Source organism: Helcobacillus massiliensis, assembly GCF_014191425.1.
GTDB lineage: Bacteria > Actinomycetota > Actinomycetes > Actinomycetales > Dermabacteraceae > Helcobacillus > Helcobacillus massiliensis.
Map to the genome: position 1 here is coordinate 492,129 of NZ_JACHWP010000001.1, position 21,599 is coordinate 513,727.

The following is a 21,599-nucleotide window of genomic DNA, read 5'->3' on the forward strand; positions in this document are numbered from 1 at the left end:
GAACGCCGACGTGCTCCGCACCGAGCATCCGGCACCCTCCGTTGGCTGAGCGCTCCGCCGAACCAGGCCGTGAAGCTTGCAGGTCAGCACCGCAGCGCTCCGCTTCCGCGGAGCAGCGCGAGGGAATGATTGACTTCCGTCCCCCAGGGGACGATGACCTGAACGGGCCACGGTGCGGTGGTTCCGCCGAAAAGGAGCAGCCCCATGGCTGATGCACACCCGCACACTGATGAACCCTCGTCGACCAGCGTCTCGAGCGTTCCGCCCCGACGCCGTCGCCGAGCAGCCGGCAGCGCAGCCGGCGCGCCTCAGGTGAGCAGCCCCGCCCCTGACCAGGACTCGAGCCCCCGCACCACTGCCGCCGCTCCCGCCGCCTCCAGCGTCGTGTCCGATGCGGCACCCGTGAACTTCCGCCAGCGCCGCCGCGCCGCTGCCGCCTCCGCGCCAGCGGACTCGGCCGCCCCGGCCGACGGCCCCGCCACGCGCACCCGCGCCGCCTCCCCGGCGAAGGCGGAGAAGAGCAGCACCAGCGCCCGCACGTCGGCGAAGGATACGAAGGGTGCATCGACGGATGCGCCGAAGGAAGCTCCGAAGGACGCCGCTGAGGTGCTCGCCGCTGAGCCGAAGCGCGCCGGTTCTCGCCGCGCAGAGCGTGCGGAGCGCGCCGAGGAGGACCGCCGCACCGCGCGCAGCCGTCGCCGTTCCCGCCGCAGCAGCGAGGCTGATGATTCGACCCCGTCGGCCGATTCCGATCAGAACGACCCCAGCAGCCAGAGCGACCAGCAGGAGGAGCCGAGCCCTCGCCGCCGCAGCCGCCGCTCGGAGAGCGCTGATGGCTCTGAGCGCAGCTCGCGTCGCCGCTCGCACCGATCCTCCAGCGACGACCGCACCGAGGACGCGCCCGCTGAGGCCGCAGACGCCCCGCGCGACCAGAACGACCGCGATCAGGGCGAGCGCAATCAGGGTGTGGCCGATGACCTGCAGGCCCTGCGCGAGTCCGCTCCGGAGCCGAAGCGTCAGCGCCGCGCCGCCGCCGACACCGCCGACTTCGCGAACCTCCTCTTCCAGGCACCGACGCCGAGCGACGAGGACCAGGACGATGAGCCGCAGTTCGATGCGAACGGCGTGGAGATCAGCTCCGCTCTGAGCTTCGACGCCCCCGACCTCGAGGCCGCCCGCGCAGAGGCGGAGCGTCGTCGCGAAGAGTCGCGTCGTCGCCGCGCCGAGCAGGCGCAGCGCAGCCGTGACGAGGCCGATGAGGACGATGACGACGTCAACGACGGTGACTCCGACGACTCCGATGACGACGATTCGGAGGGCTCGCGCTCCTCGTCCCGCCGCCGTCGCCGCCGCGGGGGCCGTGGTCGGCGCGGCCGGGGCCGCGGTGACGATGATCAGCGCAGCTCCGGAGACGACCAGTCCTCGGATGACGACGACAGCGACGATGACGACTCCTCGGAGGAGGAGCAGCCCTCGAGCAGCCGTCGCCGTCGTCGCCGTCGCCGCTCCTCGGGTTCCAGCGGTGAGCCGGAGTCGGACGATCCGCCGAACACGGTGGTGCGCGTGCGCGAAGCCCGCGACGAGGTTCGAGCCGTCAAGGGCTCGACCCGCCTGGAGGCGAAGCGCCAGCGCCGCCGCGAGGGCCGTGAGTCCGGCCGTCGCCGCCACTCCATCACCGAGGCGGAGTTCCTGGCCCGCCGCGAGTCCGTCAAGCGCTCCATGATCGTGCGCGAGCGCCCGGGCCGCACCCAGATCGCCGTGCTCGAGGACAACATCCTCGTGGAGCACTACGTGGCGCAGAAGTCGCAGACCTCGATGGTCGGCAACGTGTACATCGGCAAGGTGCAGAACGTGCTGCCGTCGATGGAGGCCGCCTTCATCGACATCGGCAAGGGCCGCAACGCCGTGCTGTACGCCGGTGAGGTCAACTGGGACGCCGCTGGACTCGACGGTCAGCCGCGCCGCATCGAACTGGCCCTCAAGCCGGGCGACCCTGTGCTGGTGCAGGTCACCAAGGACCCGATCGGCCACAAGGGCGCCCGCCTGACCTCGCAGATCTCCCTGCCGGGCCGCTACCTGGTGTTCGTGCCGGGCGGTTCCATGACCGGCATCTCCCGCAAGCTGCCGGAGAACGAGCGCGCCCGCCTGAAGAAGCTGCTGAAGACCATCGTGCCGAAGGACGCGGGCGTGATCGTCCGCACTGCCGCTGAGGGCGCAACGGATGAGGAGCTGACGCGGGACGTCGAGCGTCTGCAGAAGCAGTGGGAGAAGATCGAGAAGACCCGCAAGTCGAAGAACGCCCCGGCTGCGCTGTCCACCGAACCGGACCTGGCGATCCGCGTGGTCCGCGACATCTTCAACGAAGACTTCACCTCGCTGATCGTCGAGGGTGAGAGCGTGTACCAGGAGGTGCACGAGTACCTCTCCAACGTGGCGCCGGACCTGCTGGACCGCGTCACCAAGCACGTCGGTGACCGCGACTCGTTCGCCAAGCACCGCGTGGACGAGCAGCTGATGAAGGCGATGGACCGCAAGGTCTACCTGCCCTCCGGTGGTTCGCTCGTCATCGACCGCACCGAGGCCATGACCGTGGTGGACGTCAACACCGGCAAGTTCACCGGCGGTGCCGGCGGCTCGCTGGAGGAGACCGTCACCAAGAACAACCTGGAGGCGGCGGAGGAGATCGTCCGTCAGCTGCGTCTGCGCGACACCGGCGGCATCATCGTCATCGACTTCATCGACATGGTGCTCGAATCCAACCGCGACCTCGTCATGCGCCGCCTCATCGAATGCCTCTCCCGTGACCGCACCAAGCACCAGGTGGCGGAGGTGACCTCCCTCGGCCTCGTGCAGATGACCCGTAAGCGGGTGGGCGCCGGCCTCGTGGAGACCTTCTCCTCGACCTGTGACAGCTGCAACGGCCGCGGCGTGATCATCGACCTCGACGGTCACCAGCACCAGGAGGCTCCCGCGTTCGAGGACGACTCCAACCGTCGTGGGCGCCGCGGGCGCGGCAAGCGCGGTGGTCGTGACTCCGGCGGCAGTGCGAACGGCAACGGTGGTCGCGGCTCCAAGCAGAGCGCGCCGACGGAGGCCGACGCTGAGCAGGCCCTTGCCGATGCGGACGCCAAGCGCGAAGCCGCAGCTGAGCGCGCTCGTGACGCCGTGCAGGAGATCGTGGACCAGAAGAACAGCAGCGACGTCCAGGTCCTGGAGCAGGACCAGAAGTCGCGCGACCTCGCCCGCGCCACGATCGCCTCGATCGCGGCCGCGACCGCGAAGGACGATCACCATCACCCGGAGGTGACGGTGGACGGCCAGGTCATCAGCCTCGACCAGGAGGGTGAGCCGGAGCAGGCCCCGTCGGCTCAGGATGACCCGCAGAGTGCACTGGACCTCACGGCCGAGGAGGACTGACGTCGCCGGCCGGCCGACGTGACCAAAGCCACCGGGCTCGGATGTGCTCTGAGCCCCATGGGGGTGCGTGTTCTGTTGACCGGCCTGTGTGCGCTCTCGTATTCTGTACGCCGGTGCTTTTCCAGCACCAGGTGTGCGCATCTCCCGATCTCCGCCCGAGTTCCGGCTCGTCCTGAGCCCTCTGGGCGGGGGCTTGCGGTCTGAGATGCCAGGCCACAACAGCTTTGTGTCAGCAAGTAGGAAAGAGTAGAGACGTGGTGTACGCAATCGTCCGCGCAGGCGGTCGTCAGGAGAAGGTGTCGGTCGGTGACACCATCGTGATCAACCGCGTTGCAGGCGAGGCGGGCGACAGCGTTGAATTCGCTCCGGTCCTCCTCGTTGACGGCGACAAGGTCACCTCCTCCAAGGACGACCTCGCCAACGTGAAGGTCACTGCCGAGATCGTTGAGGACCTCCGCGGTCCGAAGATCCGCATCCTCCGTTACAAGAACAAGACCGGCTACAAGAAGCGCCAGGGCCACCGTCAGGAACTGACCCGGCTCAAGGTCACGAAGATCGCCTGATCGGCGATCCGATAATCGAGAGAAGGTAACTGACTCATGGCATCGAAGAAGGGCGTCAGCTCATCCAAGAACGGCCGCGACTCGAACGCACAGCGCCTCGGCGTGAAGCGCTTCGGCGGCCAGGACGTGCTCGCAGGCGAGATCCTCGTCCGCCAGCGCGGCACCAAGTTCCACCCCGGCAGCGGTGTGGGCAAGGGCAAGGACGACACGCTGTTCGCGCTCACCGCGGGCACCGTCGAGTTCGGCCGTCAGCGCGACCGCAAGGTCGTCAGCGTCGTCGCCTCTGCCTGATCGGCACACGCGACCGAAAAGCATCCGAAGCGAGGAGCGGGTTTCAATCCCGCTCCTCGCTTCTTCTGTGCGGGCGTCCTCTGAGCGCCCGCCTACACTGAACGCACACGCAACCAGGCACTTAGGGGAGATCCATGGCGACCTTCATCGACCGAGCAGTCATCCACGTCACCGGCGGTGACGGCGGTGACGGTGCCGCCTCCATCCGCCGCGAGAAGTTCAAGCCCCTGGGCGGCCCGGACGGTGCCGACGGCGGCAACGGCGGTGACGTGATCCTCGAAGTGGACCGCAACATCACCACCCTCATGGACTTCCACCACCTGCCGCATCGCCGCGCTGAATCGGGCGGCTTCGGCAAGGGCGACAACCGCGAGGGCAGGAACGGTGAGGACCTGGTGCTGCGCATCCCCGACGGCACCGTGCTGAAGACCCGCGACGGCGAGCTCATCGCCGACCTCGTCGGCGTGGGCACCCGCTTCGTCGCGGCCCGCGGCGGCAAGGGCGGTCTCGGCAACACCTCGCTCGCGTCGGCGAAGCGCAAGGCCCCCGGGTTCGCACTGCTGGGCGAGCCCGGTGAGGAGCGCACGCTTGTGCTCGAGCTGAAGTCCATCGCGGACGTCGCCCTCGTCGGGTACCCGTCGGCCGGGAAGTCCTCGCTGATCGCTGCGATGAGCTCCGCCCGTCCGAAGATCGCGGACTACCCGTTCACCACGCTGCAGCCGAATCTCGGTGTGGTGCAGGAGCAGCAGTTCCGCTTCACGATGGCGGATGTCCCGGGCCTGATCCCCGGCGCGTCCGAGGGCAAGGGCCTGGGCCTGGCGTTCCTGCGGCACATCGAGCGCTGCCACGTGCTGGTGCATGTGCTGGATGCGGCGTCGATGGAGTCGGACCGCAATCCTGTTGATGACTTCCGAACCATCGAGAACGAACTGCGGCAGTACGCCGCCTCCCTGGACAAGGAGAGCGCTGTTGAGGGGATGCCGCCGCTGATGGAGCGCCCCGGTGTCATCGTCCTCAACAAGACGGACCTGCCGGACGGCGTGGACATGTCCGAGATGGTGATGGGCGAGCTGGAGAAGACGGGGATGCCGATCTTCCAGGTGTCCGCCGTGTCCCACAAGGGCCTGAGGGAACTGGCACTGGCGCTCGGTTCTATGGTGGAGAAGGCCCGTGCGGCCGTCCCGGAACCCGAGGACGAGGAGCGTGAGGTCGTCACGCTGAAGCCGCGGATGCGAGGACGCAAGGAGAAGGACTTCACGATCGAGAAGGAGCAGTACGCTGGGCACTACGCCTTCCGGATCGTGGGCGACAAGCCCGAGCGGTGGGTGCGCCAGACCCAGTTCTCCAACGACGAAGCCGTCGGCTTCCTCGCCGATCGCCTCAACAACCTCGGTGTCGAGGACGAACTGTTCAAGGTGGGGGCGAAGGCCGGCGACACGGTCGTCATCGGCCCCGGCGAGGACGCGATCGTGTTCGACTGGGAGCCGACGATGCTGGGCGGAGCCGAGCACCTCGGTGCCCGCGGAACCGACCTGCGCTTCGAGGAGTCCAGCCGTCCTACCCGTGCCGAGAAGCGCGAGGTGAAGCGGGTGCGGACTCAGGAGCGCCTGGGGCGCATTGCAGCGATGGACGAGGAGCGACGCTCCGGCAAATGGGCGGACCCGTCGAAGGACGACTGATCAGGCGGGCAGATCGTCACCGGCCGACGGGTACGACGTCTGCGCTCCGCGTCCTGTGACCGCGTAGGCGCCGACCCGAGCCGCGAAGCGAGCAGCGTCCACGAGTGGATCCCCGTCGGCCAGCTTCAGCGCGAGTGCGCCGATGAACGCGTCGCCTGCGCCGGTGGTGTCGACCGCGGTGACCGTGACGGCGGGGATGCTGACGCTGTCGCTGCCGTGCTCCATCACGACGGCGCCGTCCGCCCCGAGCGTCAGCACGATCGACCGGACGCCCGCGGTGAGCAGCGCGGTGCACGCGGCGGTGGCGCCGGATGAGGCGATGCCGAACTGGTCCGCCACGAGCTGCGCCTCATGTTCGTTGACCACCAGCGGATCCGCGGCGAGGACCACGGAGCGCTCCAGGTTCAGCACCGGTGCCGGGTTGAGCAGGAAGCGCGCATCCGTCGGTACGAGGCCGGGGATCGCCTCAATGCCATCGCGTGGGATCTCGCCCTGGCTGATCACCACGGCGGCGCCCTCGACAGCGGCGCGGGCGGCGGTGACCCGGGCCGCGTCCATCGCGCCGTTCGCCCCGGGAACCACGATGATCGTGTTCTCTCCGGCGGCGTCCACCGTGATGATCGCCAGCCCTGTTGGGCCGGGCACCTCATCCACCGCCGTCAGGTCGACCCCGGCGGCGCGCAGCTCCAACAGGGCAGGTTCGCTGTTTGCGTCGGTGCCGACGGCTCCCACCATCCGCACGGTGCCGCCGAGCTTCGCCGCGGCGACTGCCTGGTTCGCACCCTTGCCGCCCGGCGTGATCTCGCCGCCGGTCCCGTGGAGGGTCTCACCGGGGGAGGGGTGGCGCTGCACCACAGCGGACAGATCGGCGTTGATCGAACCGACGACGGTGACGACGGGGGAGCGGGTGGTCACGGTGGGCCTCCAGGCCGGCAGAAGGGGCGGGTCGGATTCCATCGTACGGGGCGGCGCATCGGCGTGACGTTGGACACCTCCTGATCTTTCTCTGGATGCAGGCTGGGCGCTGACTTACTCTTCGGTGAGGATGCCGCGAGCAGAGGCGGCTCAGGATCAGATGGGGGACCGCGATGGTGCAGGACCGAACACACGACGGGCAGAGCTGGGAGCTGCCGGAGCCCGCTGCCGCAGGAGCATGTGCCGGCAGGCCAGCTGCCTCAGCATCGCCCCGCCCACGCCGGCGGCGCACAGTGCTCGTGCTGACTCTCCTCGGGGCACTGCTGTTCGGCATGGGGGTCGCCGGCGCGCTCGAACTCACCCGCGGCGGCTCAGACCGCACCGGCACTGTCATCAGTGTGATCGACGGGGACACCGTGATCATGTCCATTGCGGGGGAGGAGACGACTGTCCGCCTCCTCAACGTCGACACTCCGGAGACCAAGGATCCGAACAAGCCGGTCCAATGCATGGGCCCGGAGGCTGCTGAATGGCTGGCGCAGCGTCTGCCCGCCGGAACCGAGGTCGAGCTCGAGTACGACGAAGAGCGCACCGACCGCTACGGGCGCACCCTCGCGGCCGTGTCCGTGGGCGGCTCCCTCATCAATCGCGAGATCGCCGAACAGGGTCTTGGCGTCGCGGTCAGCTATGAGCCGAACACCCAGTTCTTCAGCACGGTCCGTGCCGGCCAGAAGGAAGCGGAGGAGGGCAAGCGCGGTCTGTTCGATCCCATGGTCGAGTGCTCGCTGCCGGTTCAGGTGCAGGCGGCGCAGGCGTCGCTCTCTCAGATCCCGCCCGCTGCACCGACTGCTGCTTCGCCCGCCGCCGCTCCGGCCGGAGCCGACGACATCCTCAGCTCCGCCGAGACGCTGGTCAGCGCCGTGGCGCCCGGCGGCAACCTGGTCGCCCTCGGTCTCGGCATCTACGCCGCTGACTCGCTGAGCGGCTACCGCGACGCACAGCACGCACTGATCAGCGACGAGCACCAGAAGGCCACCGGCCGTCTTCGCGCCGTGAGGGCGGATTTCGACAAACGTGAGCAGGTGCGCCGCGCTGAGCAGGCTCGCTCTTCTGAGGCGCGAACTGTCGATGAGAAGTCCGCCGCGCAGAGCGCTCCGAAGAGGCCCGCGGTTCAGACGCCTCGACCGGCGAAGGAGGAGCCGACCCGACCGAAGGAGTCGAAGCCGTCGGCCCCTGCGCAGCAGCAGCCGAAGCGAGAGGCGCCGTCGACCGAGAAGCCGAGACGTTCACCGAAGCAGGAGAAGCCGAAGCCGAAGCAGAACAAGCCGACGAAGTCCGGGAAGTCCTCGTGCGTGCCCTACGGGCCTGAGATCCCCTACGGTGCCGACGGCGGTTACACCGGCAAGCGCTACGGGATGCCGGGCGGCAAGACCTTCCGGAAGTGCCGCTGACCAGCGCGGCGCGGCCCGCGGGTCTCTAGACTGATCCCCAGTCCTCCGAGGCCCCTGCCTGAGCTCCCGGCGAAAGGATCCCACTGTGGAACAGTCTGCACGCACACGGCTGACATCGCTGCTGTACGCCGTCCTGCTCATGGCGGGCACAGCGATGCTGGTGCTCGGCGGGCTGTGGGTCTACAACTCCTATGTCCGATCCGACACCCAGAGGGCCACGGTGGTGGGGGTGCAGGACGGGGACACGGTCATCGTCGATATCGACGGCAAGGGCACAGCAGTGGATCTGATCAATGTGAACGCGCCCGATATCGCGACCGGTGACCAGCCCCAGCAGTGCCTGGCGAACGAATCCGCCCAATACCTGGCGAAGCGTCTGCCGAGCGGCACCGAGGTGGATCTCGTGTTCGATCACGAGCGCAAGAACTCCGCCGGTCACCTGCAGGCGCTGGTCCAGGTCGATGACGTCTCCATCAATCAGGACATCGCCAAGGAGGGCCTCGCCACCGCGGCCGGGGTGAAGGAGAACAAGCGGTTCTACCAGAAGGTCCTCGACGGACAGAACAGCGCTATGAAGAACAAGCGCGGCCTGTTCGACCCAACGGTGCCGTGCTCGCTGGAAGCACAGGCGGCGGAGCAGAAGAAGCAGATCGACGCTGTGCAGCAGCCGGGCCCGGGGGTGGATGTGCCGACGGCTCTGGAGGACGCCGCTGCGAAGCGGAAGTCCGCAGCGGCGTTCACAGAGCAGCTGTCCGGGCAGGGCCTGCAGGACCTGGGGCTGCACGCCCTCAGCTCCACCTCCACCCACGACTATGTGAAGGCGCAGCGCGATGCGCTGAAGTCCTCCCTGCGCAGCGCAGATGTGAAGATCGACCGCCTGAAGGAGGCGAAGGAGACGGAGGAGAAGCGCCGCGCCGCGGACAAGGAGAACGAGAAGCGCCGCTCCGAATGGGAGAAGGCGGATCAGGCCTCGGACGGCGGGGGAGCGGACGATCAGCCCTGAGCGTGACGACGGCCCCGCTGCGTGGGGCTTTGCCTCCGGATGTGAAACAATGGACCGAGCTCTCCTCTGAGCGTTCAGACCCCTCCGTGAAAGGTGATTCGATGCTGGATCAGGTTCTGCTGGCAGCCTCCGAGGCCGAGGCGTCCCATGGCGGTGTGCACCCCGCTGTCATCGGGATCGGCGCATTCATCATTCTGATGTCCCTGCTGGGCATCACCTACCTGTTCTCCGGCCTGCGCCAGCAGCCGTCGGAGGGCCGCCGCACCGTCGCAGAGCTGGAGCGCACCCACCGCGAGCACCAGCGCCGTCGCCGCTGACCCCAGGACGGTCCCGCAGGAGCAGTGAACTGACGATGGAGCGCACGCGCAGACGACTCGGCGTGATGGGCGGAACGTTCGACCCCATTCACCACGGCCACCTTGTGGCCGCTTCGGAAGTGCAGAGCGTGTTCGGGCTCGACGAGGTCATCTTCGTCCCCACCGGTCGCCCCTGGCAGAAGGAGGACGACCGGATCTCCGATCCGGAGCACCGCTACCTGATGACCGTGGTCGCGACCGCCGCGAATCCCGTGTTCACCGTGTCCCGCGTGGACATCGACCGGCCGGGCCGCACCTACACCATCGACACCCTGCGCGACCTGCGCAAGCAGTTCCCCGATGACGACCTGTTCTTCATCACCGGAGCGGATGCCCTCACCAACATCCTCACGTGGAAGAACTACGACGAGATCTTCGACCTCGCGCATTTCGTCGGCGTGACGCGCCCCGGACATGATCTGGAGCTCGGTGGACTGCCGGCCGACAAGGTGACCCTCATCGAGGTTCCCGCCATGGCGATCAGCTCCACCGACTGCCGCACGCGTGTCGCGAGCGGCGAGCCCGTCTGGTACCTCGTACCCGATGGGGTGGTCCAGTACATCAACAAGTACGCCCTCTACACAGAAAGCAGTGGCAATGGCTCCTGAGAACAGCGTGACCGGCCGCCGCGGCCGCCGAGCCCGCGCGGCCGAGGGAGGCTCCGCACGTCGTCGCGGAGGGACCATCACACTGTCCCTGTTCGCCTTCCGTCCCGTGATGGAGATTCCGCCCGCGGACTCCCCGAAGCCGGAGCGCGATGGGCTCCTGCCCGCCTCCGCGCTGCGGGTGGAGGAAGCGGCGCCCGATGTGCAGGAGGACGCGGCCGACGGGTTCGATCCGCACCGTGTCACCGAGACCGTGGACGGCCGCGAGATCACCATCGAGTTCAAGCCGGTCGTCTTCGACCCCTCGGATGTCCCGGTCGCGGAGAACGGCCCGGCTGATCTGGAGCTCGGTGTGGAGGATCCCGCACTGAACTACGAGGACGCCGAAGAGCCCACTGACGCCGAGAAGCTCTCCGGCGAGGAGGAGACAGCCGACGAGGTCGACCTCGCCGGCGCGGGAGAGCCCGCCGACGCGGAGGACTCCGCTGATGCGGACGAGACCGCGGACGTCGAGGAAGCCGATGAGGCTGCCGAGGACGCCCTGGCCTCTGACCCGCTGGTGGTCGATGACGAGCTCCCCGACGAGGCCGGTGAGGACGCTGACGCCAGCGTCGCCGATGGCACTGTCGCTGACGGCATGGACGCCGACGACGAGTCTGATGGGGACGAGGACGACGTCGTCCCGGCTGATGCCGACGCCGAGGTGGACGATGCGGACACCGACGTGGACGGCGGTGCAGCGGCTCATGTCGATGCCGATGACCAGCGCTCCATCGGCACCGTGGCCGCCGCTCTCGGCTCCACGGCGCTTGCTGCCGGCACCGCGACGGCGGAGCTCAGCCGGGACCGCGCCGCCGATGCGGACCGCGACCACGACGGCGTCGAATTCGGTGAGCTGCCCCCGGAGGACGCGCCGGATCCGCGGCCCGCGCCCCGCTTCGAAGGCACTGTGCTGAACAAGCCCACCCGTTCCACCGCCGGTGTCGGAGCCTGGATCACCTGGGGCGTCATCGCACTCGTTCTGCTCGCCATTGTGCTGCTGGTCCTGTTCGGCCTGATCGGCCCCGGGATCCTGCAGTCCGGTGCGGCCCCCGTTGGCCCCACCACCAGCCTGACCGCCACCATCGCTGACCTCTCACCCCCACGCATTGGAGTCTCTTCCCTGTGAGCATCCCTCAGGAATCCATCGACATGGCCCGCGTCGCCGGGCAGGCCGCCACCGATCGACTCGCCGAGAACGTCATCGCCCTCGACGTCTCCGAGCAGCTCGCCATCACCGACATCTTTGTCATCGCCTCCGCCGACTCCGAGCGCCAGGTGTCCGCCGTGTGCAACGGGATCGAACAGGACATGCACAAGGCCGGCTACAAGCTCAAGCGCCGCGAAGGCGAGAGCGACGCCCGTTGGATCCTCATGGACTTCACCGACATCGTGGTGCACGTTCAGCACGCCGAAGACCGCGAGTTCTACGCGCTCGACCGGCTCTGGCGCGACGCCCCCGTCATCGACCTCCAGCTCGACGACGGTCGCCCCGCCCACCACTGATGGGCTCCCTCATCCTCGTGCGACACGGGCAGACCGAACACAACGTGGAGGGCCGCCTGCAGGGCCAGGTCGACATCCCGATGAACGACACCGGCCACGCCCAGGCCCGCTCCGTCGGCGAAGCCCTCGCCGGGCATGCGCGCGTGCACCGGATCTGGGCGTCCCCGCTGCTGCGCGCCCACGAGACCGCGCTGGAGATCGGCGACCGCCTCGGCATCGACGTGGAGAACGACCCCCGCCTGCTGGAGCGCAGCTTCGGACAGTGGGAGGGACTCACCCGCGAGGAGATCTCGCAGCGCTGGCCGGAGAAGTTCCGCGACTGGCGCGGCGGATGTGCGGTCCACGGGGTCGGAGTCGAGGAGCGTGACACCGTCGCAGAGCGCTTCGTGGCCGCCTGCCGCGACATCATGGCGGACACCCCCGCCCACCAGACCTCCGTGGTCGTCTCCCACGGCGCCGCGATCACCCTCGGCATCACCGCCATGCTCGGCCTCGAGGCCGACGGGTTCCGCGGCATCGGGGGACTGGCCAACTGCCACCGCACCGAACTGACGTACGCCACCGCCGGGCCGCCCACCGGCTGGATGCGGATCGTGGCGCACAACCTGCCGCCGAGCGTGCCCGCAAAGGTCGGTCCCGCCACCACCGAACGGGCCCGCACGCCCGAAGGCAGCAGGCTCTGAGGGAGGCGTCACACTCCTGACGACTGGATTTCACCCGGCCACGGAACGTGTGTAATCTAGAGGGGTCCTCGCGACAGCGGGACAGGAAAAAGAGAATATTTCCTCTCGGGGGTATGGCGCAGTTGGTAGCGCGTCTGCATGGCATGCAGAAGGTCAGGGGTTCGAATCCCCTTACCTCCACGTAAGATGAGAAAATCGAAACTTGCCCCGCCTGATGGCGGGGCAGTTTTGTTTCTGCGGTGACGTGCGCCGGGGCATCGATGCTGGTGTGGGTGAGGACGCTGGCGGTGGTCTGCTCGGGGGTGTAGGTGGCGTCCTCTTCGTCGTCGATGGTGATGCGGGTGAACAGGGCGCGGTTGAGGATGCGTCGTTCAGCTGGTTCGCACTTGTTATAGAGCTCGTCGAGGTCGACCAGGAGTTCGGTGAGCTGGTCCAAGCCTGTTCGGGCCTCGGCGTAGGTGTCGGTGAGGTTGTCGAGCCGGGTGGTGATCTGGTCGAGGCTGGCACGGATGCGGTCTTGTTCGCTTTTGAGGAGGTCGAGTGGGATCGCGTCGGCGTAGTGAGCTTGGACGAGTTTGAGGCGTTCGGCTTCGAGCTTGTCGCGCTGGACGGTCAGGAGCTTGCGTTCGTCCTCGCTGGATCCTTCGAGCTGGTCGAACACGTCGTTGAGGACCTTCCGGACATGCTCAGCCTGGGTCTGGGTCAGGGAGTTGCGCTGGTAGGTGTGACGCGCGTCAGACTTAGTGGCAGGGCCGTTATGTAGGTCCTGAAGGAGAGTCAGACATGGGTAGACCACCCTCGATTCCGGCGGAGAAGAAGACCCGGATAGTGCTGAGCGTGCTGGCCGGCGAGATGTCCATCGCCGAAGCGGCACGCAAGGAGAAAGTCAGTGAGCAGTCCATCGGACGGTGGAAGGCCGAGTTCCTGGAAGCCGGCAAGACCGCCCTGGTGGCCGGCAGGTCCGGACCATCCTCCCGAGAGGAACAGTTGGAGGCCGAGGTCGCCGAGCTGACCCAGGCCTTGGGCGAGGCACACCTGGAAGCCAGGGTGTGGAAGAAGTCCGCGGAGGGCCGGCTGGGCCCTTCGAGGACCTCGAGGTGATCCGCGTGGAAGCGGGCATGTCGACCGCGAGGTTCTGCCAGCTCTTCGACATGCCCGAGCGGACCTGGCGCCGCTGGCAGGCCAAGGCCCGCACCGGGACGGCGGTGAAGGGACCGTGGCCGCAACCGGGACGGCAGGCCGCCAGGGAACTGGTGGTCAAGCACGCGCTGGCCCATCCGGCGTGGGGGCATCGGAAGATCTGGGCAATGGTCCGCCACGACGGGCATGTGGTTTCCGAGGCGACCGTGCTGCGGATCCTGCGCGACGAGGGGCTGATTCTGCCCGCGCAGTACCAACGGGAGCGACGGAAGCTGGCCGAGCGGCGCAAGGCCGCGTTCGCCACCGAGCCCTCCGGCCCGAACCAAGTCTGGCAGCTGGACTTCAGCGAGTTCGAGACCACCACCGGAGGGACCTGGCGGCTGGCCGGGTGCCGGGACTACTGGTCCAAGTACGAGCACCCCTTCCACGTTTCGCCCACCGGGAACCAGCACGACGCGATCGACGCGATCGAGTTGGCCCTGGCCGACTACGAGGCCATGTTCGGTCACCCGCTGGTCGAGGCCTGCCCGGTCGATCCCGAGACCGGTGAGCTGTTGCCCGTGGTGACCATCGTGACGGACAACGGCGGGCCGTTCCGGTCCTTCCGCTTCGAGTCCTTCATCGCCGCCCACCCCGAGCTACACCACGTGCGCACCCGAGTGAAGACCCCGGGGCAGAACGGGTCCCGTGAACGCGGCTTCGGCACGCTGAAGTACGAACAGCTCTACCTGGACGAGATTGACGACGCGATCGTGCTCGCCGAGCGGGCCGAGGACTACCGGATCGAGTACAACGAGCTCCGGCCCCACGAGGCCATCTCATGGAACCGGCCCAAGGAGGTGCACCTGGGCCTGGCCGACCCCACCACCCCGACATTCAAAACCAAGGAAATCCTGCCAACTACTTGACGCGGGACAATCACGCAGCGACCACGGCCGGGACAGGTCATGCTCCATCGCGTTCATCGCCACGATGACCTCTTCTCGTAAAGCGGGTCCAGCGGAGATCCGCTGGCTCTCCCTGGAGCGGCCTTGAGGGAACGGCCGCGGTGCCTGAGCCAAGATCCGGCTCGCTCAATGCCCGTTCCCGGCGACCGCTGAGGCGCGGGAAGGGAGAAGCCAAGCGATGCTGATGAGTCCGAGTACCGCAGCGGTGACCCCCATCAGCAGAATGGTTCGGTAGCTTGACTCAGTGCCGAGGGGAGTGAGGGCCACAGAAGCGTAGGCGCTTCCGAGGATGGTGACTGACAGCAAGCTGCCGAATTCGTAGGCGACCTCTTCGACTCCGGATGCCATACCGGCACGTTCCGGGGAAACGTTGGTGATGATGGTGGAAGAAGCCACCGTGATCAGGACACCGATGCCAGCCCCAGCTGCGACAAGGGCGATTGCGAATACCCCGAGGCTCACCGGGAGGACGAGTACCCCGGTCGCGTAGCCAACGGCAGCAAGACCTGCCCCGCCAAGCAACATCGGGCGTGGGCCGATGCGGGAGAGCAGCGAACCACTCAGCAGCGATGTGACTGTCGCTCCGACAGCGATACACCCCACCAAGAGCCCACTGTGTAGCGGTGAGTATCCCTCGGCCGTTTGGAAGTGCTGAGAGGTCACGGCTCCGACCCCGGCGAAAACGAAGGTGCTCAGCCCGGCCGCCACCACTCCCGCGGACACGCCGCGGTTACTGAAGATGCGGAAGTCCAGGAGCGGTGTCTTCAGCCGTGCTTGTCGCCGGGCGAACAGAGTAAAGCTCACCGCGGAGACCAGAATCGCGCCAACAAGCAGGACCGCGGACGCATCCGGCAGCGTGACCTCCTTGATCGCAGCAACCATCCCGGTCAGACCAGCGAGCGCGAGCAGCGACGAGAGCAAGTCCCAGGGCACCGCCCCCAACTCCTGAGCCTTTGGCGCATAGAGCCCCGTCAGCACAAAGGTGGCGATCACGATGGGCACATTGATCAGAAACACAGAGCCCCACCAGAACCACTCCAAGAGCAGTCCGCCCACAAGCGGCCCGAACGCGATCCCGCCGATCGACACACTTGACCACACGGCGATAGCGAAGTTCCGTTCCTTCTCATCACCAAACGTGACTCTGATGATCGCCAGAGTTGCGGGAAGCATGAGCGCCGCTCCCACTGCCAAAAGCCCTCGCGCGAAGATCAACACACCGGGGCTCGGTGAGAAGGCCGCAACCAGCGACGCCACTCCAAACAAGACGATTCCATACTGGAAAACTCGCTTATGGCCATACCGATCGCCGAGAGTCCCGGTTCCCAAGAGCAGCCCAGTCATCACCAACGGGTACGTGTTGATGATCCAGAGCGACTCACTCGTGGACGCACCCAGATCCACAGTCAACGGTGGGACTGCGATGTACAGGATCGAAGTGTCGAGCGTTGCCAGCAGCAGCCCAAGTGAGACCGCTGTCAGCACCAGCCAGCGCCCGTCGGGCCGAACCGCAGCATCTGCCGCGGCGGTGTTTCGTGAGGTCATCCGATCGTGGGTCCCTTTTCCGCGTGCAGGAAGACGGCATGTCATGACTGCCGAGACGGCCAAGAAGCAGCCCCCGCCGCAGCATCGTTCTGCGTAGCGCTTATCTCGTTACGTGGGTCGATTCACGTCGAGGACCGGCGGACGAGGGTCGTCCAGGAGAGAGGCAAAGATGAGCGTGTCGGTCCATTCGCCCTTGTTCCACCAGTCCTGACGCAGGTGGGCCTCCTGCCGCATGCCCACGGCAGAGGCGAGCCTCGCTGAGGGCCTATTGCGGGCATCCATCTGAGCGACCACGCGGTGCAGTCGGTGGTGCTCGAAAGCAATGCGAAGGACCTCGGCGACCGCCTCGCGCGCGAAACCATGGCCGCCATGGGCTGGATGGAGTACCCAGCCGATTTCCGCGACGCGGCGCTCCTTGTCGGTCAGCCACAGCAGGACGTCCCCGATCGGGACGCCGCCATGCTCGATGACCAGCGCAAGCGCGCTAGTCTCGCCATCGAGGCCGGTCTTGCTCAGGCGCTCGGCGAGCTTGTCGCGGGTGACTTCCGCGGTCCACGGCTCATCCAACAGGTAGCGGGCAACGTCAGGTCGCGAGTACAGCTCGTGAAGCCATTCGGCATCGCCTGTCTCATGCAGACGGAGCCGAAGCCGCTCCGTCGCCAACGGCCACTGGGCGCTGAGCACGAGATCGCGCCGGTAATGAAACAACTCCTGGTGCTGTCCTGCGGGCGTGGTCCCGACGCGCCGCTCGACCTCACGGAACCCTGCGTTCGTCAAGCACCGCTGAGAGGCTTCGTTCTCCGGAAGTGTGCGTGCCGTCAAGGTTCGCAGTCCACTGCTGTGTGCGAAGCGCGATGCCAACTCCAGGCCCCGACGAGCGTGCCCTGCTCCCCGCGCATCCGGATGAATCCAGAACCCGACCTCGGCAGCCTCAGAGCTGACGTCGAAGAGCACCAAGGAACCCACAAACCGGTCCGTCTCGGCGTCGGCAAGTGCAAGGACTGCCAAGGTACCCGACGACAGACCTGCCGCGACCTCTTCACGGATCATCCGTCGCACAGACTCGGGGGTGTAGTCGGGCTCAGGAAGGTGGCCGAAGCGCCGCACAGCCTCATCCTTGGTGCCGGCCGCATACGCGTCTGCGTCCAGCTCAGAGAGGGGGCGTAGGCGAGTGTCCTCAAAGGTGATCGGAAGGGTGGTGGCATCCAACATGCGCTAAACCTAACATAGAATGGATAGCTAACTGAAGCGTGTTTGGTTAGGCTGGTGGGGTGAGCTACTGGGAACACCGCAAACCTGTGCAACGCCTCCGCGCAGTGGACATCGTGGAGGTTGCGAGGGCATCGGTGAGGCTGCTGGACGAAGGTGGGTTGAGGGCCCTCACCCTGAGATCTGTGGCGCAACAGGTGGGTGTCGCTCCAGCCAGCCTGTACTCCCGCGTGGAATCAGTCGACGATCTGTTCGACCTCGCCCTCGACACAGCGCTTGCAGACGATCCCGTGATGTCCGAGTCGATCCGCAACGCCGACCTGCCCGCCCTGATGCATGCCTTCTTCGCGCACCTCACGACCCACCGGTGGGCCGGTCAGGTCATTGGCATGCGCGCACCCCGGGGCCCGGCGTACCTGGCCCTTTCCGAGCGGATGTGCGTCCTGCTCGAACAAACGGGTACCCCGGATCCGCTGGGAACGGCCTACCGATTGTCCAACCTGGTGATCGGCGCCTCCCTGACCGCCCCCATGGCATCTGACGAGAAGCGTGTCGCCATCGACCCTGACCAAGCCCCTACCTATGCGCGACTCCACGCGACGCACCACATCAGCCCGCAGGAGATCCTCTCCGACGGCATCACGGCACTCTTGTCGTGAGGGGGCTTTTGATTCGGGGCTGCCGTGCGTTGCTGATGGCCACGGACTGGTCTCCGTGAGAGTGCGCCCACAATCGCAGTGCGCCGATATTCGGACGGGCTGATCCCGACGACGTCGGTGAACTGCCGTGCGGCATGCCCACGGCTGCGCCACCCGACTTTTGTCATGGCGACGCGGATTGGAAGATCAGTCTCGACCAGGAGCTCGGTTAGCCCGTGGGCCCGAACATGGGCCAGGTACCGCATGAGCGGCATGTGGAACCGCTGTGTGAACGCACGCTCCTACAGTCGTAGCCGCCGCGTGACACCGCGCCCGTCACAGGCAGCCCTGCTGCTTCGCAACCCGTGAGTCCAACACATCTTTCTCCTCACAGCCATGAACCGCCGACATGAACGCAGTGGCCAGCATTGCGCTAACAGACATGACCGCACCACGGGCACGTCCGCACGCCTCGATCGCGGTACGCAGCCCGATACTCGGTCGGTGACCTCCCGGTGAGCTTGCGGAACTGCTTCGCTGCGTGAGCCTGGTTTCTCCAGCCGACCTCGGCTGCTGCCTGTCGGATGGTTGCGTCGGTGGCGCTGATGGTTCGAGCCATCGCTCTCACCCGTTGAAGCGTCAGCCACGCGATCGGCGGCATCCCGAAGATCTCGACGAACAACTGTCGCAGACGCGAGGGTGACAGATGCGCGATCTCAGCCAACTTCGCCAGTGACCACGGATGTGCCAAATCTGTCTGCATCACCACTGACAAGTGAGTGAGTACCGCACGGGAACCAGCCTCCTCGTCGACGGAAGGGCGCGACTGCGGGCGTCGACCATGCTCCGGGCTGGGTGTCATGGGGCGAAGGGGCTCAGGTGTTGACGAAGACTAGGCCGAGCAAACCATTGAGCCTTCCCTGCTCGGCATGTGCACCAGACCCGCCCGATCCCGGCCCAGATGCAGCACCTGCGCCGGCTCGGAGTACACCTTCTCGGCAAAGCTTTGGGCGTCTAATCGGTCGTGCAAGATCGTGGAGTATTGCCAGAAGAACTGATCCAACGCGAGGTCGGTGTCGACGTAGATCGTTGTGAAGGTCAGTAGCCCTTCGGTTCGATTCCGCACAGCACGTGGGGTCCGAGCAGGATCGCATCGCCGAAGCTAACCGGCTGCTCGCCGAACTCGGAGAACACGATCGACGTGCCATCGCGCACCACGACAAGCCGCACGCAGTCATAGGTAGCCGGCCCGATGGGGCGATGAACGGTGCGGGTGCGGGCTGACAAGGGCGGGGAGAGTCGTGCGGCCACTCATTGCTGCTGTCTGAACCAGTGCTCTGCTTCGGCAGCGGCCATCGGTGCGGACGCCAGCCAGACCACGCGGATGTGCTGGGTCATGCTGCTCTCGCGGGAGCGTTGCGCATGGCGCGTGTGCTCAGGAGCCAGGTGAGGACGGCGAACGCGGAGGCGATCAGCGCTGCGGCAAGGAATCGTTGCGGGGTGTCGGCGGAGAGCGGCCATGCTGTGGGTCCGAGGATCCAGAGCCAGGTGTCGGCGAGGATGTCGCCGCCGAGGGTGACGCCGACGATGATCAGGATCACCGCAGCGCCGAGCGCCCACCCAGCGCCGAAGCGGACGGTGATCCAGAGCGCCCCGAGGGTGCCGGCGATGCCGAGGATCAGCCAGAGCGCCCCGGATTGGGTGATGGCGAGCAGGGACGCGGCGTCGCCGTGGCCTCGTCGTAGGGCGTTGGCGAGAGCGGTGACGGTCACCGCCACGGACACGAAGCTGACCCAGAGCAGCAGCCAGGCTTGCACAGCGGTGGGAACTGTGGCCTTGCGGAGGATGAGCACCCGCCATCCCGGAAGGACAGCCTGCCAGGTGAGGACGGCGATGACGCAGGCGCCGAGGGGCAGCATTGCGTAGGTGTGCAGCCCGAGCAGGTACGAGTTCGGGTAGATCGCGGCGGTGGCGACGGCGAGCAGGATCGCGGCAGCGCACAGCGGCATGACGGCGCGAGAGCGCATCATGGCACGGATCGCTCCGACGGCGCTTTCTCGGGTGCTGCGGCGTCCGACCGGTCGGCTGTCCGTGCCTCGTTCCACCCGAAGCGTGCCCGGCAGCCGCACCCGCAGAACCAGTACGAGCACGGTCAGGAGGACGCTGAGCGTGAGCGCGAGGGCGGGTGATTCGGTGGCGAGCGGGTCGCTGGCTGCGAGGGGTTCGGCGTTCTGGTGTGCTCCGAGTATCGGGAGCATCGCTCGGACGGCCCAGGTCGGGGGGATCGCGAACCAGGCGGTCGTCTCGGCGGCGAGAGCGCCGATGACCTGCCAGACCCAGGCGGCGAGGAACACGGGGATCGTGCCCCACCGTTCGGTGAGCACGAACGCGAGCGCGAGGAGGCCGAGTGTCGCGACCCAGCAGGCGAGACCGGCCCACAGGAGGCGCGGGATGTCGGTCGGGGCTCCAGCGGCGAGGGAGAGCGGGATGACGAGCCAGAACGCGAGCGCGTGGAACAGGGCGGAGAGGCCGGCCAGGACGATGAATCGCGCGACGAGGATGGTGCGCGGGTTGGTAGCTCTCCAGAGGGTGCCGCCGTCTCGGGCGGTGGTCTCGCGGGCGGTGGTGAGGCCGGCGAGGAGCGTCATGAGTGGTGCGGCCATGCCGGTGACGTAGAGGGTCTGCCACAGCAGTGCCGCGCGTTCCTGGTTCTCGGGCGTGATGAGGATGCCGGCAGTGCTGATGCCGGCGAGGATGATCCCGACCCAGGGAAGCGCGGCCGCCGCTGACCCTCTCGCGCGGACTGCTTCTGCCCGGATCGCAGGGGTGAGCGCGCCCATCATGCCGCCTCCTGCTGTGTGGCGCTGAGCATGGTCAGTTTGAGGAACTCTTCCTCCAACCGTCCTGGGGCAGCGAAGTCTGCGAGGGGTCCTTCGTAGCGGCAGACGCCGTCGGCGAGGACAGAGATGTCATCGGCGAGCTGCACGATCTCGCCGAGCTGATGGGAGCTGACCAGGACCGTCCGGCCCGCGGCGGCGTAGTCGCGGAGCAGTTGGCGCAGCTCGGCGATGCCCTGCGGGTCCAGGCCGTTCTGAGGCTCATCGAGGATCAGCACGTCCGGCTCGGTGAGGATGGCGATGCCGAGTGCGAGCCGGGCTTTCATGCCCATCGAGAAGTGGCGGGCGCGCTTGCGGCCCGTGCTGGCGAGTCCGACGATGTCGAGCACTTCCTCGATCCGTGCCCGTCCGACCCCAGTGAGCCGGGCGTGCACGAGGAGGTTGTCGAACGCGCTCAGGTGCGTGTAGATCGCGGGGCCGTCGATGCTCGCGCCGATGCGTTCCAGTGCGGCCCGGTTCTTGGTACCGGACGCCGGGGGCTGGCCGAGGACATCGATCGTTCCCGAGTCGGGCTGCATGAGTCCGAGCAGTAGTCGGAACGTGGTGGACTTGCCGGCTCCGTTGCGGCCGAGCAGCGCATGGACGCGCCCGGCCTGGACGTGGAGGTCGAGGCCGTCGAGCACGACCGTGTCGCCGCGCTGCAGGCGCACGTCGGTGCAGCGGATCGCCGGCTGCGGCGCCGGGGCGGGTGCGGGTTGGGCTGTCATACAGCGGC

22 protein-coding genes, 1 tRNA gene and 1 pseudogene are annotated in these 21,599 nt (G+C 67.3%); 16 read left to right on the plus strand and 8 right to left on the minus strand.

Annotated elements, in window-relative coordinates; translation table 11 throughout:
- The first annotated feature begins 204 nt into the window (after nucleotides 1-204).
- The 4 genes from FHX50_RS02260 to obgE all read left to right on the plus strand — a co-directional run bounded on the left by FHX50_RS02260 (nucleotide 205) and on the right by obgE (nucleotide 5,950).
- Nucleotides 205-3,417 carry an Rne/Rng family ribonuclease gene (locus FHX50_RS02260; protein ID WP_221187081.1) on the plus strand — a complete coding sequence of 1,071 codons (3,213 nt, stop codon included), beginning with the start codon at nucleotides 205-207 and terminating at the stop codon, nucleotides 3,415-3,417.
- A 254-nt stretch (nucleotides 3,418-3,671) separates the two neighbouring features.
- Nucleotides 3,672-3,980, plus strand: a complete 309-nt coding sequence (gene rplU, locus FHX50_RS02265; RefSeq protein ID WP_183374049.1) for a 50S ribosomal protein L21 — start codon at nucleotides 3,672-3,674, stop codon at nucleotides 3,978-3,980.
- A gap of 36 nt (nucleotides 3,981-4,016) precedes the next feature.
- Nucleotides 4,017-4,271 carry a 50S ribosomal protein L27 gene (gene rpmA / locus FHX50_RS02270; RefSeq protein ID WP_183374051.1) on the plus strand — a complete coding sequence of 85 codons (255 nt, stop codon included), beginning with the start codon at nucleotides 4,017-4,019 and terminating at the stop codon, nucleotides 4,269-4,271.
- A gap of 134 nt (nucleotides 4,272-4,405) precedes the next feature.
- The gene (gene obgE, locus FHX50_RS02275) at nucleotides 4,406-5,950 is read left to right on the plus strand and encodes a GTPase ObgE (protein ID WP_183374053.1); all 1,545 of its coding nucleotides are present in this window, start codon (nucleotides 4,406-4,408) and stop codon (nucleotides 5,948-5,950) included.
- Here the strand turns inward: obgE and FHX50_RS02280 are convergent, their stop codons facing one another.
- Nucleotides 5,951-6,865, minus strand: a complete 915-nt coding sequence (locus tag FHX50_RS02280; protein ID WP_343064025.1) for a ribokinase — start codon at nucleotides 6,863-6,865, stop codon at nucleotides 5,951-5,953. It abuts the gene before it with no gap.
- A 299-nt stretch (nucleotides 6,866-7,164) separates the two neighbouring features.
- On the opposite strand from FHX50_RS02280, the gene FHX50_RS02285 reads away from it, so the two are divergent.
- The 11 genes from FHX50_RS02285 to FHX50_RS02335 all read left to right on the plus strand — a co-directional run bounded on the left by FHX50_RS02285 (nucleotide 7,165) and on the right by FHX50_RS02335 (nucleotide 14,556).
- Entirely contained in the window at nucleotides 7,165-8,316 is a 1,152-nt protein-coding gene (locus FHX50_RS02285; protein ID WP_183374057.1) for a thermonuclease family protein, read from the plus strand.
- 85 nt (nucleotides 8,317-8,401) lie between these two features.
- Nucleotides 8,402-9,319, plus strand: coding sequence for a thermonuclease family protein (locus FHX50_RS02290; RefSeq protein WP_183374059.1), 918 nt, complete (start codon nucleotides 8,402-8,404; stop codon nucleotides 9,317-9,319).
- Between the two features lie 101 nt (nucleotides 9,320-9,420).
- Nucleotides 9,421-9,636, plus strand: coding sequence for a hypothetical protein (locus FHX50_RS02295; RefSeq protein WP_183374061.1), 216 nt, complete (start codon nucleotides 9,421-9,423; stop codon nucleotides 9,634-9,636).
- A 35-nt stretch (nucleotides 9,637-9,671) separates the two neighbouring features.
- Nucleotides 9,672-10,283, plus strand: a complete 612-nt coding sequence (gene nadD, locus FHX50_RS02300) for a nicotinate-nucleotide adenylyltransferase (protein ID WP_183374063.1) — start codon at nucleotides 9,672-9,674, stop codon at nucleotides 10,281-10,283.
- Complete coding sequence (locus tag FHX50_RS02305; RefSeq protein WP_183374065.1) at nucleotides 10,273-11,448, plus strand: hypothetical protein; 1,176 nt, start codon at nucleotides 10,273-10,275, stop codon at nucleotides 11,446-11,448. Before nadD ends, FHX50_RS02305 begins: the two co-directional genes overlap by 11 nt.
- On the plus strand, nucleotides 11,445-11,825 hold the full coding sequence (gene rsfS / locus FHX50_RS02310) for a ribosome silencing factor (protein WP_183374067.1): 381 nt from the start codon (nucleotides 11,445-11,447) through the stop codon (nucleotides 11,823-11,825). The genes FHX50_RS02305 and rsfS overlap by 4 nt, the downstream gene beginning before the upstream one ends.
- Nucleotides 11,825-12,508: a histidine phosphatase family protein gene (locus FHX50_RS02315; RefSeq protein ID WP_183374069.1), complete on the plus strand. Its 684-nt coding sequence runs from the start codon at nucleotides 11,825-11,827 to the stop codon at nucleotides 12,506-12,508. The genes rsfS and FHX50_RS02315 overlap by 1 nt, the downstream gene beginning before the upstream one ends.
- A 107-nt stretch (nucleotides 12,509-12,615) precedes the next feature.
- Nucleotides 12,616-12,688, plus strand: a tRNA-Ala gene (locus FHX50_RS02320).
- Between the two features lie 22 nt (nucleotides 12,689-12,710).
- The gene (locus tag FHX50_RS02325; protein WP_221187083.1) at nucleotides 12,711-13,271 is read left to right on the plus strand and encodes a hypothetical protein; all 561 of its coding nucleotides are present in this window, start codon (nucleotides 12,711-12,713) and stop codon (nucleotides 13,269-13,271) included.
- Between the two features lie 20 nt (nucleotides 13,272-13,291).
- Nucleotides 13,292-13,609, plus strand: coding sequence for a transposase (locus FHX50_RS02330; RefSeq protein WP_010080477.1), 318 nt, complete (start codon nucleotides 13,292-13,294; stop codon nucleotides 13,607-13,609).
- On the plus strand, nucleotides 13,606-14,556 hold the full coding sequence (locus tag FHX50_RS02335) for an IS3 family transposase (RefSeq protein WP_183374071.1): 951 nt from the start codon (nucleotides 13,606-13,608) through the stop codon (nucleotides 14,554-14,556). Before FHX50_RS02330 ends, FHX50_RS02335 begins: the two co-directional genes overlap by 4 nt.
- A gap of 165 nt (nucleotides 14,557-14,721) precedes the next feature.
- On the opposite strand, the gene FHX50_RS02340 is transcribed toward FHX50_RS02335, so the two are convergent.
- Together FHX50_RS02340 and FHX50_RS02345 are read right to left on the minus strand one after the other, a co-directional pair.
- The gene (locus FHX50_RS02340) at nucleotides 14,722-16,140 is read right to left on the minus strand and encodes an MFS transporter (protein ID WP_183374073.1); all 1,419 of its coding nucleotides are present in this window, start codon (nucleotides 16,138-16,140) and stop codon (nucleotides 14,722-14,724) included.
- A gap of 108 nt (nucleotides 16,141-16,248) precedes the next feature.
- A complete protein-coding gene (locus FHX50_RS02345; RefSeq protein ID WP_183374075.1) occupies nucleotides 16,249-17,352 on the minus strand; it encodes a GNAT family N-acetyltransferase in 1,104 nt (367 codons plus the stop codon).
- A 59-nt stretch (nucleotides 17,353-17,411) separates the two neighbouring features.
- On the opposite strand from FHX50_RS02345, the gene FHX50_RS02350 reads away from it, so the two are divergent.
- Nucleotides 17,412-18,008: a TetR/AcrR family transcriptional regulator gene (locus FHX50_RS02350; protein ID WP_343064026.1), complete on the plus strand. Its 597-nt coding sequence runs from the start codon at nucleotides 17,412-17,414 to the stop codon at nucleotides 18,006-18,008.
- Here FHX50_RS02350 and FHX50_RS02355 read toward each other — a convergent pair.
- The 5 genes and pseudogenes from FHX50_RS02355 to FHX50_RS02375 form a co-directional block, all read right to left on the minus strand.
- A pseudogene (locus FHX50_RS02355) lies at nucleotides 17,930-18,274 on the minus strand (helix-turn-helix domain-containing protein); the annotation flags it as partial. The gene FHX50_RS02350 and the pseudogene FHX50_RS02355 overlap by 79 nt on opposite strands.
- Nucleotides 18,275-18,420: 146 nt before the next feature.
- On the minus strand, nucleotides 18,421-18,849 hold the full coding sequence (locus FHX50_RS02360; protein WP_183374079.1) for a helix-turn-helix domain-containing protein: 429 nt from the start codon (nucleotides 18,847-18,849) through the stop codon (nucleotides 18,421-18,423).
- A 236-nt stretch (nucleotides 18,850-19,085) separates the two neighbouring features.
- Nucleotides 19,086-19,298 carry a hypothetical protein gene (locus FHX50_RS02365; RefSeq protein ID WP_183374081.1) on the minus strand — a complete coding sequence of 71 codons (213 nt, stop codon included), beginning with the start codon at nucleotides 19,296-19,298 and terminating at the stop codon, nucleotides 19,086-19,088.
- Nucleotides 19,299-19,381: 83 nt separating this feature from the next.
- On the minus strand, nucleotides 19,382-20,830 hold the full coding sequence (locus tag FHX50_RS02370; protein ID WP_183374083.1) for an ABC-2 family transporter permease: 1,449 nt from the start codon (nucleotides 20,828-20,830) through the stop codon (nucleotides 19,382-19,384).
- A complete protein-coding gene (locus tag FHX50_RS02375; RefSeq protein ID WP_081976557.1) occupies nucleotides 20,827-21,591 on the minus strand; it encodes an ATP-binding cassette domain-containing protein in 765 nt (254 codons plus the stop codon). Before FHX50_RS02375 ends, FHX50_RS02370 begins: the two co-directional genes overlap by 4 nt.
- Nucleotides 21,592-21,599: the final 8 nt, after the last annotated feature.

Coding starts and splice junctions, on each gene's coding strand:
- FHX50_RS02260 (WP_221187081.1), top strand. CDS start 205: ATGGCTGATGCACACCCGCACACTGATGAACCCTCGTCGACCAGCGTC.
- rpmA (WP_183374051.1), top strand. CDS start 4,017: ATGGCATCGAAGAAGGGCGTCAGCTCATCCAAGAACGGCCGCGACTCG.
- obgE (WP_183374053.1), top strand. CDS start 4,406: ATGGCGACCTTCATCGACCGAGCAGTCATCCACGTCACCGGCGGTGAC.
- FHX50_RS02295 (WP_183374061.1), top strand. CDS start 9,421: ATGCTGGATCAGGTTCTGCTGGCAGCCTCCGAGGCCGAGGCGTCCCAT.
- nadD (WP_183374063.1), top strand. CDS start 9,672: ATGGAGCGCACGCGCAGACGACTCGGCGTGATGGGCGGAACGTTCGAC.
- FHX50_RS02305 (WP_183374065.1), top strand. CDS start 10,273: ATGGCTCCTGAGAACAGCGTGACCGGCCGCCGCGGCCGCCGAGCCCGC.
- FHX50_RS02315 (WP_183374069.1), top strand. CDS start 11,825: ATGGGCTCCCTCATCCTCGTGCGACACGGGCAGACCGAACACAACGTG.
- FHX50_RS02330 (WP_010080477.1), top strand. CDS start 13,292: ATGGGTAGACCACCCTCGATTCCGGCGGAGAAGAAGACCCGGATAGTG.
- FHX50_RS02340 (WP_183374073.1), bottom strand. CDS start 16,140: ATGACCTCACGAAACACCGCCGCGGCAGATGCTGCGGTTCGGCCCGAC.
- FHX50_RS02345 (WP_183374075.1), bottom strand. CDS start 17,352: ATGTTGGATGCCACCACCCTTCCGATCACCTTTGAGGACACTCGCCTA.
- FHX50_RS02360 (WP_183374079.1), bottom strand. CDS start 18,849: ATGACACCCAGCCCGGAGCATGGTCGACGCCCGCAGTCGCGCCCTTCC.
- FHX50_RS02370 (WP_183374083.1), bottom strand. CDS start 20,830: ATGATGGGCGCGCTCACCCCTGCGATCCGGGCAGAAGCAGTCCGCGCG.
- FHX50_RS02375 (WP_081976557.1), bottom strand. CDS start 21,591: ATGACAGCCCAACCCGCACCCGCCCCGGCGCCGCAGCCGGCGATCCGC.